8 protein-coding genes are annotated in these 13636 nt (G+C 74.1%); 6 read left to right on the forward strand and 2 right to left on the reverse strand.

Features of this window, described 5'->3' with window-relative positions:
• Positions 1-93: 93 nt before the first annotated feature.
• Positions 94-1380 (reverse strand): aspartate aminotransferase family protein, encoded by a 1287-nt coding sequence (locus ACFQBR_RS18085; protein WP_267948377.1) that lies wholly within the window; start codon positions 1378-1380, stop codon positions 94-96.
• A gap of 194 nt (positions 1381-1574) precedes the next feature.
• Between ACFQBR_RS18085 and ACFQBR_RS18090 the strand changes: the two genes are divergently transcribed.
• The gene (locus tag ACFQBR_RS18090) at positions 1575-3182 is read left to right on the forward strand and encodes a PucR family transcriptional regulator (RefSeq protein ID WP_344179726.1); all 1608 of its coding nucleotides are present in this window, start codon (positions 1575-1577) and stop codon (positions 3180-3182) included.
• A 57-nt stretch (positions 3183-3239) separates the two neighbouring features.
• Here the strand turns inward: ACFQBR_RS18090 and gabT are convergent, their stop codons facing one another.
• On the reverse strand, positions 3240-4577 hold the full coding sequence (gene gabT / locus ACFQBR_RS18095; RefSeq protein WP_267948379.1) for a 4-aminobutyrate--2-oxoglutarate transaminase: 1338 nt from the start codon (positions 4575-4577) through the stop codon (positions 3240-3242).
• A gap of 188 nt (positions 4578-4765) precedes the next feature.
• Between gabT and ACFQBR_RS18100 the strand changes: the two genes are divergently transcribed.
• From ACFQBR_RS18100 to ACFQBR_RS18120, 5 genes are all read left to right on the forward strand, one after another.
• The gene (locus ACFQBR_RS18100) at positions 4766-6220 is read left to right on the forward strand and encodes a PucR family transcriptional regulator (RefSeq protein ID WP_344179722.1); all 1455 of its coding nucleotides are present in this window, start codon (positions 4766-4768) and stop codon (positions 6218-6220) included.
• Between the two features lie 142 nt (positions 6221-6362).
• The gene (locus tag ACFQBR_RS18105) at positions 6363-9485 is read left to right on the forward strand and encodes a DNA helicase (RefSeq protein WP_378553889.1); all 3123 of its coding nucleotides are present in this window, start codon (positions 6363-6365) and stop codon (positions 9483-9485) included.
• A 100-nt stretch (positions 9486-9585) separates the two neighbouring features.
• Positions 9586-10467, forward strand: a complete 882-nt coding sequence (locus ACFQBR_RS18110) for an Fpg/Nei family DNA glycosylase (RefSeq protein ID WP_267948381.1) — start codon at positions 9586-9588, stop codon at positions 10465-10467.
• A 119-nt stretch (positions 10468-10586) separates the two neighbouring features.
• Positions 10587-11606 carry a LacI family DNA-binding transcriptional regulator gene (locus ACFQBR_RS18115; protein ID WP_267948382.1) on the forward strand — a complete coding sequence of 340 codons (1020 nt, stop codon included), beginning with the start codon at positions 10587-10589 and terminating at the stop codon, positions 11604-11606.
• Between the two features lie 280 nt (positions 11607-11886).
• Positions 11887-13593 carry an ABC transporter substrate-binding protein gene (locus ACFQBR_RS18120; RefSeq protein WP_344179719.1) on the forward strand — a complete coding sequence of 569 codons (1707 nt, stop codon included), beginning with the start codon at positions 11887-11889 and terminating at the stop codon, positions 13591-13593.
• Positions 13594-13636 lie beyond the last annotated feature (43 nt).

Below are 13636 nucleotides of genomic sequence, written 5' to 3' on the forward strand. Positions count from 1 at the left end.
GCGCGGGCGTGCGCGGAGGGGGCCGGGGAATCCCCTGAATGGGGGACCCGCAGTCACACCGGCCCCTCCGGCACACCGGGCCCCGCGGGGGCCTCAGGCCCCGTCGTTCACGGCGTGCACCGCGTCCAGCAGCACGTCGCGGCCCTCCACGGCCTCCTCCTGCGACAGCGTCAGGGGCGGGGCCATCCGCAGCACGTTGCCGTGCACGCCCCCCTTGCCCACCAGCAGTCCCCGCTCCCGGGTCTCCTCCTGGACCCGTCCGGCCAGCGCCGGCGCCGGGGCGCCCGTGGCGGGGTCGGACATCTCCACGGCGAACATCAGCCCCTTGCCGCGCACGTCCTTCACGCTCGGCAGGGCGGTCAGCGCCTTCAGCCCCTCCATGATCAGGGAGCCCTGCCGCCGCGCGTTCCCCTGGAGGTCGTGCTCCAGCACGTAGTCCAGGGTCGCCCCCGCGGCCGCCATCGCCACCGGGTTGCCGCCGAACGTGGCCACGCCCAGCGCGCCCAGCCGGTCCATCAGGTCGCCGCGGGCCACGACACCGCCCACCGCGAAGCCGTTGCCCAGCCCCTTGGCGAAGGTCATGGCGTCCGGGGTCACCCCGTGGTTGCCGATGCCGAAGAAGCTCGTCCCCGTCCGGCCCCACCCCGTCTGCACCTCGTCGGACACGAAAAGGATGCCGTGCTCGTCCAGGACCTCCTTGTACGCGGCGTACAGGCCGTCCGGCGGCATCGCGAACCCGCCCACGCCCTGGATCGGCTCGGCGATCAGGCACGCCACGCCGGGCGCGGCCGTGTCCAGGACGTCGCGCAGGTCGGCGACGCACGCCTCGACGTACTCGCGGTCCGACATCCTCCGGAAGGCGGGAGCGGCGTGGTCGGTGCCGTGCAGGTAGTGCACGTTCAGCGGTGACAGGGAGGAGTTCTTCCACGCACGGTTGCCGGTCACCGCCACGGTGCCGAAGGAGCGCCCGTGGTAGCTGCCGCGCATCGCCAGCACCTCGTCGCTCCCCCGCGCGAACGTGGCCAGCAGCAGGGCGGTCTCGTTGGCCTCGGTGCCCGAGTTGGTGAAGAAGACCTTCGCGTCCGGGATGCCCGACAGGCCGGCGATCCTCTCCGCCAGCTCGACCTGGTTGCGGATCAGGTACAGCGTGGAGGTGTGCACGACCCCCTTGGCGAGCTGGCGCTCGACGGCCTCCCGGACCTCGGCCACGTCGTAGCCGAGCATGTTGGTCACGATGCCGGTGAAGAAGTCCAGGTACGTGTTGCCGTCGGCGTCCGTGACACGGGCGCCCTTGCCGCTGGTGATCTCCAGCGGGGAGTCGTAGTAGAGGGGCAGCCAGGAGGGCATGACCGCGCGGTGGCGCGAGAGAAGTTCCGACATGGCTCCAGTCTCGCCCGCTCCCACCCGGATGGCCAGGATCACCGTGTTGACAACATGGTGGCCGGGTTTACGCTCTGTCAAGGACGGTCGGCGGCGCTCCGACCCGGGGACGCGGGCCCGCGGCGCGGACACCGTGTAAGGACGGGCGGCCCCACACCGACACCGCGTCCGAGGCGGTCTCCTAGAATGGGCCGGTGCTCCCCACCCTCGCCGAGGTCCTCCGGCTCCCCGCGCTGCGACGCGCCCGCCCCCGGGTCGTGGTCGGGGCCGAACTGCTCGACGACGTGGCCGTGCGCTGGGTCCACATCGCCGAGGTCACCGACCTCGCCCACCTGCTCCGGGGCGGAGAGCTGGTGCTCAGCACCGGCATCGCCCTGCCCGACGACCCCGAGGCCCTCCGCCGCTACATCGACGACCTCGCCGCCGTGGGCGTCAGCGGCATCGCGGTCGAGCTCGGGCGCAAGTACCACGCCGAGCTGCCCCCCGCCTTCCTCGACGCCGCCCGCGACGCCGGGGTGCCGGTCGTCCTGCTGGACCGCGAGGCCAGGTTCGTCGAGATCACCGAGGCCGTGCACATCCGCGTCGTCAACGAGCAGCTGGAGGAGCTGCGCGAGTCCGAGAAGCTGCACTCGGTGTTCACCCAGCTGTCGGTGGAGGGCGCCGACGCCGACCGCATCCTGCACGAGGTGGCCCAGCTGTCCGGCTGCCCCGTGGTCCTGGAGAACCTCACCCACCAGGTGCTGGCCTGCGACCTCAACGGCGAGGACCCCGGCACCCTGCTCACCTCCTGGGAGAGCCGCTCGCGCGCCGTCCGCTCGGGTTCGCGCACCGTCCACGTGCCCGCCACCGGGTGGCTGGTCACCACGGTCGGGGCGCGCGGGCAGGACTGGGGGAGGCTGATCCTCGTCGCCGGGGCCGGCCCCACCCCGCGCCAGAGCATGCTCATCGAACGCGCCGCCACCACCCTGGCCCTGGGCCGGCTGCTCGAACGCCACGAGGAGAGCCTGGAGCGGCAGACGCACCGGACGATCATCGCCGGCATCGTCGACCGCGCCTACTCCGACCCGGAGGAGGCGCTGGTCCGGGCCCGGGCCGTGGGCGTCCCGCTCAACGGACGCGAGCTCGTGGGGGTGGTGCTGCGCCTGCGCGAGAGCGGGACCGGCCTCGCCGCCCAGGCCCGGCTGTCCGACACGGCGGAGGGGGCCGCGCGCGCGTGCCGCGAACTGCGCCTGCCCGCCCTGGTCGGCTCGCTGGACGACCTGCGCGTGGGGATCCTGCTCGCGCTGCCCGGCAGGCAGCGGCTCGACCCGACCCTGTACATGCTCTCCGAACGGGTGCGGGGCGCGATCGGGGACGCGGCCGTGCTGGCCGTCGGCTCCTCCGTCGACGGCATCCGGGAGGTGCGGCGCTCCTTCCTGGAGGCGCGCCAGGTCGGGGACGTGGCCGTCCGCCAGAGCGACGACCGGCCCTTCTACCGGCTGCCCGACCTCCACCTGCGCGGCCTGCTCCACCTGTTCCGGGACGACGAGCGGCTGCAGACCTACGTCGAGCGCGAGCTGGGCCCCCTCCTGGACCACGACGCCCGGCACGGGAGCGACCTCACCGACATGCTCCGGCACTACCTCGGCGCAGGCCGCAACAAGGCGCTGGCGGCGAACCGCGCCCACCTGTCCCGCCCCGCGTTCTACGACCGGCTGCGGCGCGTCTCCCACGTCCTCGAAGCGGACCTGGACTCGGTGGAGACCTGCGTGTCCCTGCACGTGGCGCTCCTGTCGCTGGACTCGGTGCGCGACGAGCGCTGAGGCCCCGGGAACGCGGCGGCGCCGGGCCCCGCGGGGCCCGGCGCCGCCGGGGACCGGTCAGAGGCGGCCGAACGCCTCGGCCAGGATGTCCAGACCCTCGTGCAGGAGGTCGTCGCCGATGACCAGCGGCGGCAGCATGCGGATCACGTTGCCGTAGGTGCCCGCGCTCAGCAGGATCAGCCCCTGGGAGTGGCAGTGCGCCAGGACCTTGGCGAGCGCCTCGGGGGCGGGGGCCTTGTCCTCGCCCGCGACCAGCTCGATCGCGATCATCGCGCCGCGGCCGCGCACGTCGCCGATCACGTCGTGCCGGGAGGCCAGCTCGCGCAGGCGCCCCAGCATCAGCTCGCCGATCTCCCGGGCGCGCCCGACCAGGTCGTCGGACCCGATCGCGTCGAGCGCCGCCAGGGCCGCCGCGCACGCGGCGGGGTTGCCGCCGTAGGTGCCGCCGAGGCCCCCGCTGTGCACGGCGTCCATGAGCTCGGCGCGGCCGGTCACCGCGGCCAGCGGGAGGCCGCCCGCGATGCCCTTGGCCGTCGTGATCAGGTCCGGGACGACGCCCTCGTGGTCGCAGGCGAACATGTCGCCGGTGCGCGCGAAGCCGGTCTGCACCTCGTCCGCGACGAACACGATCCCGTTGGCGCGGCAGAACTCGGCCACCGCGGGCAGGAAGCCCGGCGCCGGCTCGATGAAACCGCCCTCGCCCTGGATCGGCTCGATCACCACGGCCGCGACGTTGCGGGCGCCGATCTGCTTGGTGATCTGGTCGACGACCATGGCGGCGGCCTCGGGGCCGCAGTTCTCCGGACCGGTCGGCCAGCGGTACGGATAGGCCATGGGCATGCGGTGGATCTCGCCCGCGAACGGCCCGAAGCCCTGCTTGTAGGGCATGTTCTTCGCGGTCAGCCCCATGGTGAGGTTGGTGCGGCCGTGGTAGGCGTGGTCGAACACCACGACGGCCTGGCGGCCGGTCGCGCTGCGGGCGATCTTCACCGCGTTCTCGACGGCCTCGGCCCCGGAGTTGAGGAGGATGGACCGCTTCTCGTGGTCCCCCGGGGTGATCCGGTTGAGGGCCTCGCACACGTCCACGTACGCCTCGTACGGGTTCACCATGAAACAGGTGTGGGTGAACCGGGCGAGCTGCTCGGCGGCGCGCTCCACCACCCGGGGGTCGGCGTTGCCGACGTTGGTCACGGCGATGCCGGACCCGAAGTCGATGAGGGCGTTGCCGTCGACGTCCTCGACGATGCCGCCGCCCGCGCGCTCGACGTAGACGGGCAGGACGCTGCCGACGCCCTGGGCGACGGCCGAGCTGCGGCGCTCCTGGATGGCGCGGGACTTGGGGCCGGGGATCTCGGTGACGATCCGGCGGGACTGGACGACCTGGGTCGCTGCCATGCGGCTGCCTCCTTCTGCGGTGGGCACGGGGCGGAACGGATGTGGGCCGGCCGGGGGTGGGCTCCCCGACTCGCCTGACACTAGGACGACCGGGGCGGAGAGTGCATGGACACAGTGGATAATCGGTGGAGGGCCTTGCGCCACTGCGGCGGGGTTCGGACGACGGACACGTCTGGAGGGAGACAGGGATGCCCCCGACTCTGGGAGCCCTGCTGCGGACGCCGCACCTGCGGCTGAGCCTGCTCGCGGGACAGGAGAACCAGGAGCGGCGCGTGGAGTGGGTCGCCGTCAGCGAGCTGGAGGACCCCACCCCCTACCTGGAGGGCGGCGAGCTCCTCCTCACCACCGGTGTGCGCTGGGCGGGCGGGGTCCCCGACCTGCGCGACTACACGCGGCGCCTGGCCGAGCGCGGGATCACCGCGCTGGGCTTCGCCGTCGGCGTGGTCCTGGAGGAGACCCCCGAACAGCTCCGCGGGGCCGCGGACGAGTACGGGCTCGCCCTGGTCGAGGTCGGCAGGGAGACCCCCTTCATCGCGGTCGGCAAGGAGGTCTCCCGCCTCCTGGCCAAGGAGGAGTACGAAGGCCTCAGCCGGGCCTTCGCCGCACAGCGGGGGCTCACCCGCGCCGCCCTCACGGGGGCTCCGGCGATCGTGGACCTCCTGGCCCGCGACCTCGGGGCCTGGGTGCTGCTGCTGTCCGCGGACGGCTCGGTCCGCCACGCCGCGCCCGCGTCGGCGGCCGGACGCGCGACGGGCCTGGGGCCCGAGCTCGACCGGCTGCGGGACGCGGGCATGCGCGCGAGCGTGTCCCTGACCTCCGTCGGGGAGCAGGTGTCCGCCCAACCCCTGGCGACGGGCCGCCAGGTCCGCGGCTTCCTGGTCGTGGGCACCGGCGGCGTGCTGGGCCCCGACGAGCGCACCCTGGTCAACGCCGCGGTGTCGCTGCTCTCCCTGGAACTGGAGCGCACCGCGCACAGCCGTACCGCGCGGGTGCACGAGGGGGTGCTCGCCGCACTGCTCACCGGCGCGCTGGACCCGCTCCACCCGGGGGCGGAGCGGCTGCGGGAGACGCTTCCGGTCCCTCCGGTCGTGGTGGCCGCCGCCGGAGGGGCAGGTCCGGCGCACCCCCCGGAGGGGGTCCTGGTCACCGAGATCGGCGGGAACGCGCTCCTGCTGGCGGGCTCGGAGATCGGCGAGGACGTGCTCCGGGAGGTCCTGGAGGGGCCGGTGGGGGTGAGCGAGCCGGCGGCCTACGGCGACCTCGCCCCGGCGCTCTCCCAGGCGGAGCGCGCGCTGGAGGCCGCCGCCGCGCGGGGCCCCGGGGAGCGGATCGTCCGTGTCGGCGACCTGCCCGGCGGGCTGCTCGGCCTGGCGGACAGCCCCGCCGGGGCGCGCATGGCCGGCGACCTGCTCGCGCCGCTCCTCCGGGAGCGGGCCGCCGCCGAGCTCCTCGCCTCGCTGCGCGCCTACCTCGCCGCGTCGGGCCGCTGGGACGCGGCCGCGGAGGCCCTCGGCGTCCACCGCCACACGCTCCGCTACCGGATGAACCGCATCCGCGAGCTGCTCCCCGGCGACCTGGACGACCCCGACCACCGCGCCGAGCTCTGGATCGCCCTCCGCCTCCGCGGCGTTCCCGGCCGGTAGGCCCGGCCCGGCCGACGCCGCGCACGGTGAAAATCGGGCGGGTTCCCGCGTTCCCGGGATCCGGGGTTGCTCCATCCTCCACAATGGACCCCGATAGCAGCGTGTAACCGCTTGGTCACACGGGCGGGGTGCGGGGGGCGACGTGAGGTCACTACGGGACGACGCGCAGGAGATCGACGAGGGGATCGGTCCGGGAAGGGTGACGGGGATCCCCGGCGCCGCCCCCGTCCAAGGACCGGCCGGCCGGACGGGGGTCGGCGCCGCCTCGCTCCGCTGGAAGCCGCCCATCGACCGCTCCGAGGTGCGCTCCCTCCTCGCCTACCTGCGCGCCTGCGTGCGCCGCGAGGCCGTGCACACCCACGCCGTCAGAGCCGACAGCCTCGACTCCGACACCTGCGCCTGCCTCCCGGAGGGACCCGAGGTCCTGTTCAGCGGGGCGGGGGAGACCCTCCCGCCCCACCCGGAGGCCGCCAGGGTCCTGCGCCTGGGCCGGCGCCGGGGGCAGGCGCTGCGCTACGGGTACCCGCTCGTCGTCCTCCGCGAGGGCGGGAACCGGGTCGCGCTGCCCCTGCTGACCGTCGACGTGCGGGTCGTGGACGACATCGACGAGAGCCGCCGCGAACCGGACGTGCCCCTGGTCAGGGCCGTGGGGCCGCCCGACGTCAACACCGGCCTCCTGACACGCCTGGGCATCACCGACCCCGAGGACCTGTTCGAGCTCCGCGCGCGGCTGAGGTCCGGCGCCCCCGACCCCGCGCGCCGCCCCGCCGCGGTCGCCGACCTCGCCGCCAAGGTCCGGGGCCTCCTCACCCGCCTGGAGATCGAACGGGTCGACGACATCGACCCCCTCGCCACCCGGGGCGCCCCGCGCACCGTCGAGGGAGGGGCGCACAACGTCGCCGTGGTCTTCCTGGCCGGGCCCAGCGGGCAGGCCGAGGCCGAGGGCGCCGAACCCGGGACGGTCGAGGGCGTCCTCGCCGACCTCGATCCCTCCGACCGCGCCGGCCTCGACCCCGACGCCGTCACCGGGACCGCGCTGGAGCCCCTGCTCGGGCAGCCGTCCGCCGGGCGCGGGGCCGGGCCCGACCCCGCCGACGCCCCGGGGCGGCTCTTCAGGGGAGGGCGGGCCGCAGCCCGCCGCGCCGCCCGCGACACCGCGGAGGCGGACGGCGCGGACGACGCCACCGTCCCGGTCTCCGCCACCCCGCTCGACCAGGCCCAGTACGCGATCCTGCGCGCCGCCATGAGCGAGCAGATCACCGTGGCCGCCGCCCCGCCCGGGAGCGGCGCCCACGACCTGGTGGACGCCATCGTCCGCACCGCCGTCAGCAACGGCCAGCGCGTCCTGGTCTGCGGGAGGACGGAGACCGACATCGACGAGACCGCGGCCAGGGCCGACACCTCTCCCGCGCACCCCGTGGTGCGCGTCGGCGGACGCGGGCACCGCGCCGAAGAGGCCCGGATGCTCACCAGGCTCCTCGCCGAGCAGGCCGGCGGCCTGCCCGCCTCCGGCCCCGGCTCCGCCGGGGAGGACCCCGCCGCCCACTGGGCCGCCCTCGCCGAGGACTGGGCCCGGGTCCGCGGGGCCTGGAGGGACATGGACACCATGGCCTCCGGCGGGCACGCCCTCGCCCAGCTCGCGGAGGAGCGCGGACGCGGCATCGCCCGGGGCTGGGACCCCGACACCCTCTTCACCCCCGAGCGCGGGGGCCCCGAGTACTGGCTGCACCGGACCGAGCGCGCCCGTGCGGGCGGTTTCGTCGGCTTCCAGCACCGCGGCGCCATCCGCCGCGAACTGGGCGTCAGCACCGACCCCGACAACCTCGACCGCCTGGGAGCGGTCGCCCGGATGGAGAGCGAGTGGCGCTCCGCCGTCGACCGGCGCACCCGGTGCGCGCCCCTGGGAGAGCTCACCTCCGAGCTGGCCGACGCCCTCGCCCGGCACCGCAGGTCCAGCGCCGCCTGCCTGCGGTCCGTCTCCGGACCCCGCCTGCGGCGCGGCCGGGCGGCCGTCGAGAACCGGCTGGAGACCCTCGACTGGCACCACGGCAACGGGTGGCCCGGGGTCGCCAGCCTGTTGGACGCCCTGCCCGCGTGGACCTGCCGCACCGACCAGGTCAGGGCCCTGCCGCCGCAGGCGGGCCTGTTCGACCTGGTCGTCGTCCTCGGCGCGGAGCGCACCCGGGTCGCCGAGCTGCTGCCGGCGCTCTACAGGGCCGGCCGGGCCGTGGTGTTCGGGGACCCGGCGCACCCCGGGCCGACCACGGTCCTGGAGCCCGACGAGGAGCGCCGGGCCCTGGCCGCCGCGGGCCTGGCGCCCGACCAGCTGGACGCCCGCGGGCTGCGCCACGGTTCGGGTTCCGCGATGCGCGCCCTCCACCGGGCCGCACCGGCCATGCTGTGGCTGGACGAGCACGACGGCGCCCCGCCCCTGCTCGCCGGGGCCGCGTCCCGGCACTGCTACGGCGGAAGGATCGTGGTGCGCACCGACCCCGACCCGCGCTGCGGTCCGCCGTTCGAGTGGCGCGACGTCGCCGGATCCTGCGAGGCGGTGCCGGGCGCGTCCTTCGTCAACCGCGACGAGGCGTACCGCGTGGCGGTGGTGGTGGGGGAGGTCGACGACCGCCTGCCCCCGGGGCGGGTGGTCGCGGTGGTCGCGCCGACCCAGCCCCAGGTCGCCCTGATCCGCCGGCTGCTGAGCCGGCGCGCCCTGCTGCACGAGGTGAGGGTCGGAGGGCCGGAACTCCTGGACAGCGACCGTGCCGCCGCGGACGTCACCGTGCTCTCGCCGGTGCTCGCCGCCGGCGCGCCCGCGGCCGCCGAGCGCCGGGTCCGCGGTATGGGCCACCTGTGGTCCTCGGTGCTCACCCGGACCCGGCAGCGGCTCCTCGTGGTGGGCGACCGGGGGTACTGGTCGGGGGACGACGGCCCGCTGGGCGACCTGGACGCCATGGTCACGGGTACCTGCGTGGTCGGCGCGGACCCGGCCGCCACCGTGCTGGTGGAGGAGCTGCGGGCCGTCGGCACGGGGGTCGTGCTCCAGCAGACCGTCGAGGGGTGGACGGCCGACATGGTGGTCCGGTTCGGCTCGCGCCGCCTGCTGCTCCTGCTCGACCGCGAGCCCGACGGCAGGGCCCTGCGCCACCTGCTGGCCAGGGGAGAGGCGCTCAACCGGGCGACCGGGGACCCCGTGGTGGTGGTTCCGGCCTGGCGCTGCCTGGCCGACCCCGGCGCCCTCGTCGGGGAGATCCTCGCCGCCTGCTGACCGGCCCCGGGCGGCCTGCGCGCCGCACTACCCTGGGACGGAACGCCCGGAACGCGGAGGATCCGCGTGCCCGCCGGGCGGAGGGGAGAGGGGAACACCGGTGCCCGAGGGTCACACGCTGCACCGACTGGCGGCGCACTTCGAGAAGGCCTTCGGCGGCGGGACGGTACGCGCCACCAGCCCCCAGGGCCGCTTCGCGGAGGGTGCCGCGCGGGTGGACGGCCGCGTCCTCACGGAGAGCGAGGCCCACGGCAAGCACCTCTTCCTCGGGTTCGACTCGGGTGAGTGGCTGCGGGTGCACCTGGGCCTGTACGGGGCGTGGACCTTCGGTGACGCGGACGGCGAACGCCACCTCGGCGCGCCCCGCGCGCGGGGCGCCGACCTCGCCCCCCTCGTCCGGGACGGGGACGGGCTGGTCGTGCCGCCGGCACCCGTCGGCGCGGTGCGCGCCCGGCTCGTCAACGCCTCCGGGTGGGCCGACCTGCGCGGCCCCTCCGCCTGCGAGGTCGTCACGGAGGACGAGAAGCAGGCCGTCCAGGACCGGCTCGGCCCCGACCCCCTGCGCGACGACGCCGACCCCGAACGGGCCTGGCGTACGGTCAGCCGTTCCAGGACCAGCATCGCGGCGCTGCTCATGCGCCAGGACGTCATCGCGGGGATCGGCAACATCTACCGGGCCGAGTCGCTCTTCAGGGCGGGGATCGACCCGGCGACGCCGGGCCGCGAACTGACCGCCGGGCAGTGGGCGGCGCTGTGGGAGGACCTCGCCGGCCTGCTCCGCGACGGGGTGCGCGACGGCTACATCATCACCACCCGCCCCGAGGACCGGCCCGATCCCGACGCGCGTCCCGTGCCCAGGCCGGACACGCTGTACGTCTGCTACCGGACCGGCGAGCCGTGCCGCGTGTGCTCCTCGCCCGTCGCCGCGTCCGAGCTGGCCGGACGCACCCTCTACTGGTGCCCGGGGTGTCAGCGGGGCTGACCCGCTCCCGGCCCCGGCCGCCGAGGGGATCTGGACGCCGACAGGCCATGCAGTACACTCCCTAGCCGTCTGCTTAACCGGTTCAGTTTCTGTGATCAGGGGGGCGAATGGGGGGGTTGATGCGGCGTCCGACGATCGTGGACATCGCCAAGGCCGCCGGGGTGTCCAAGGGGGCGGTCTCGTACGCGCTCAACGGGCGGCCCGGGGTCTCCGAGGAGACCCGTCGGCGTATCCTGGCGATCGCCAGCGACATGGGCTGGGCCCCGAGCAGTCCCGCGCGGGCGCTCTCGCCGGGCGGTCGGATAGGGGCGATCGGCCTGGTGGTCGACCGCCCGGCGCACTCGCTGGGGCTCGAACCCTTCTTCATGCAGCTGGTCTCCGGCATCGAGACGGAACTGGCCTCCTCCAACAACGACCTGCTCCTCCAGGTCACCGAGGACATGGGCGCCGAGACCGCGGCCTACCGGCGCTGGTCGGCGGAGCGCCGGGTCGACGGCGTGATCATGGTCGACCTGCGGGTGGACGACCCCCGGATCGGCCTCGTGGAGGGCCTGCCGCTGCCCGCGGTCGTCCTGGGCGGCCCCGAGGGGGCGGGCTCGCTCCCGTGCCTCTACACCGACGACTCCGTGGCCATGCGCGAGGTCGTCCACTACCTGGCAGCGCTGGGGCACCGGCGCATCGTGCGGGTGGCGGGCCCGGAGGAGTTCGTGCACACCAGGGCGAGGACCGCGGCGTTCCTGGACGCGGCGGAGCAGGCGGGCCTGGCGGAGGCGTACTCGGTGCACGCCGACTACACCGGCGAGGCCGGGACGCGGACCACGCGCAGGCTGCTGGCACGGACGGACCGCCCGACCGCGCTGGTCTACGACAACGACCTCATGGCCGTGGCCGGCCTCGGCGTGGCGCGGGAGATGGGGGTCGGCGTGCCCTCCCAGCTGTCGATCGTGGCGTGGGACGACTCCGTCCTGTGCCGACTGGTGCGGCCCTCGCTGACCGCGATCGCCCGGGACATCGTCTCCTACGGCCGCCTCGCGGCGGCCATGCTCGGCGACGCGATCGAGGGCAGGCCGGTGCGCAACCAGGAGACCTCGCGGGGCGAGCTGTACCCGCGGGCGAGCACGGGCCCCATGGGGGCGTGACGGTGCAGCGCGGCCGACCGTCGTCCGAGAGCCGGTGAACGCCTGTGCGGAACCGGTTCAGTAGGGGTGAATTTACTGACGTACCCGCATCTTCGCTGTTACAAGCGAATAACAGCGAAGTGTCGGGGATTGACGGCCTTCCCGTGGGCGTGTTGTTGTTAACCTCACTTACCCGGTTCAGCAACGGTCCTGTGCTCCCTCTGCTGGGAGCGCTCCCAACCCTCCGGTTCCCGGAGGGGCGCCCCCCCACAGGCCGACCGGGTGACAAGGAGGAGTCCGGATGAGAAGTCTGCGGATTCCGGCGGCACTCGCGGCACTGGCCATCACGGCCACTGCGTGCTCGGGTGGCGGCGGGAACGAGGAGGGCTCCGGGTCGTACCCCCGGAGCGAGACGCTGTACACCACGGGTACGGCATGGGGTCCGCCGGTCAGCTGGAACCCGCTCATGAAGGGCCAGTACGCGCCCGGCACGATCGGCCTGGCCTACGAGACGCTCTTCCTGTACGACCCCAACGAGGGCGAGTACGTCCCCTGGCTCGCGGAGAGCGACGAGTGGACCGCGGAGAACGTCCACGAGATCACCCTCCGCGAGGGGATCACCTGGTCGGACGGCGAGCCCCTGGTCGCCGAGGACGTCGTCGCCACCCTGGAGCTGGGCCAGTTCGGCTCCGTCTCCTACAGCAACATCTGGAACTTCATCGAGAGCGCCGAGGCCACCGACGAGCGCACGGTGACCGTCACCTTCGCGGAGAACCGCCCCCAGGAGTGGATGAACTGGGTCTACCTCAACCCGATCCTCCCCGCCCACATCTGGGCCGACATGGAGGAGACGGCGCTCACGGACAGCGCCAACGAGGACATCGTCGCCACCGGCCCCTACGTCTACGAGTCGCACACCGACGACCGGATGGTCTGGGAGCGCAACGACGAGTGGTGGGGCACCGAGGCGCTCGACCTGGAGATGCAGCCCCGCTACATCGTTGACATCGTCAACGCCTCCAACGAGGTGACGATGAACATGATCAACCAGGGAGACATCGACCTCTCGAACAACTTCCTCCCCGGGATCGACCAGGTCCTCAACAGCAACCCCAACGTCACCAGCTTCTACGACGGCCCGCCGTACATGAAGAGCGCGAACACCGCGTGGCTGGTCCCCAACGTCACGCGCGCGCCGCTCGACGACACGGCCTTCCGCCAGGCGCTCGCCCACGCCATCGACATGGAGCAGATCATCTCCGGCCCCTACACGGACCTGGTCCAGGCGGCCAACCCGACGGGCCTGCTCCCCGAGTGGGACGAGTACATCGACCAGGAGCTGGTCGAGCAGGAGGGCTTCTCCTTCGACGCCGATGAGGCCGTCGCGATCCTCGAGGACGCCGGCTACATGGACGAGGACGGCGACGGCTACGTCGAGACGCCCGACGGCGAGCCCATCGCCCTCACCCTGGAGGTCCCCTCCGGCTGGACCGACTGGATGGAGGCGGCCCGCCTGATCGCGCAGCAGGCCCAGGCGGTCGGCATCAACGTCGAGGCCCAGTTCCCCGAAGAGGACCTGCTGGTCGAGAACCGCAACTCCGGCGAGTTCGACCTGGTGATCAACAACGAGCGCCAGATGAGCAACACGCCGTGGACCTACTACGACTACCTCTTCCAGCTGCCCGTCAACGAGCAGCAGACCACCGTCAACTTCGGGCGGTACGAGAACGAGGAGGTGTGGCAGCTCGTCGAGCAGCTGGCCGCCGTCCCCGCCGACGACGTGGAGGGCGCGGCCGAGATCACCTCGCAGATCCAGGAGATCCAGCTGGCCGAGCTCCCGGCCATCCCGCTCTGGTACAACGGCCTCTGGTCGCAGTCCACGAACGAGACCTGGACCAACTGGCCCAGCGAGCAGGAGGGCGCTCCGCAGAGCGCCGCGACGCTCTGGAACGGCTGGCTCGAGATGGGCGCCATCCACACCCTCGCGGAGATCGAACCGGTCGGCTAGTGGGCACGCGGACACCCCCCTCCGCGCACCCGTCGACCCCTCC

Origin of the sequence: Nocardiopsis tropica (assembly GCF_042660575.1) — a bacterium.
GTDB lineage: Bacteria > Actinomycetota > Actinomycetes > Streptosporangiales > Streptosporangiaceae > Nocardiopsis > Nocardiopsis tropica.

What these genes read in the sequence shown, in the direction of transcription:
- ACFQBR_RS18085 (WP_267948377.1), bottom strand. Translation starts at nt 1,380, where the DNA reads ATGTCGGAACTTCTCTCGCGCCACCGCGCGGTCATGCCCTCCTGGCTG.
- gabT (WP_267948379.1), bottom strand. Translation starts at nt 4,577, where the DNA reads ATGGCAGCGACCCAGGTCGTCCAGTCCCGCCGGATCGTCACCGAGATC.
- ACFQBR_RS18100 (WP_344179722.1), top strand. Translation starts at nt 4,766, where the DNA reads ATGCCCCCGACTCTGGGAGCCCTGCTGCGGACGCCGCACCTGCGGCTG.
- ACFQBR_RS18115 (WP_267948382.1), top strand. Translation starts at nt 10,587, where the DNA reads ATGCGGCGTCCGACGATCGTGGACATCGCCAAGGCCGCCGGGGTGTCC.
- ACFQBR_RS18120 (WP_344179719.1), top strand. Translation starts at nt 11,887, where the DNA reads ATGAGAAGTCTGCGGATTCCGGCGGCACTCGCGGCACTGGCCATCACG.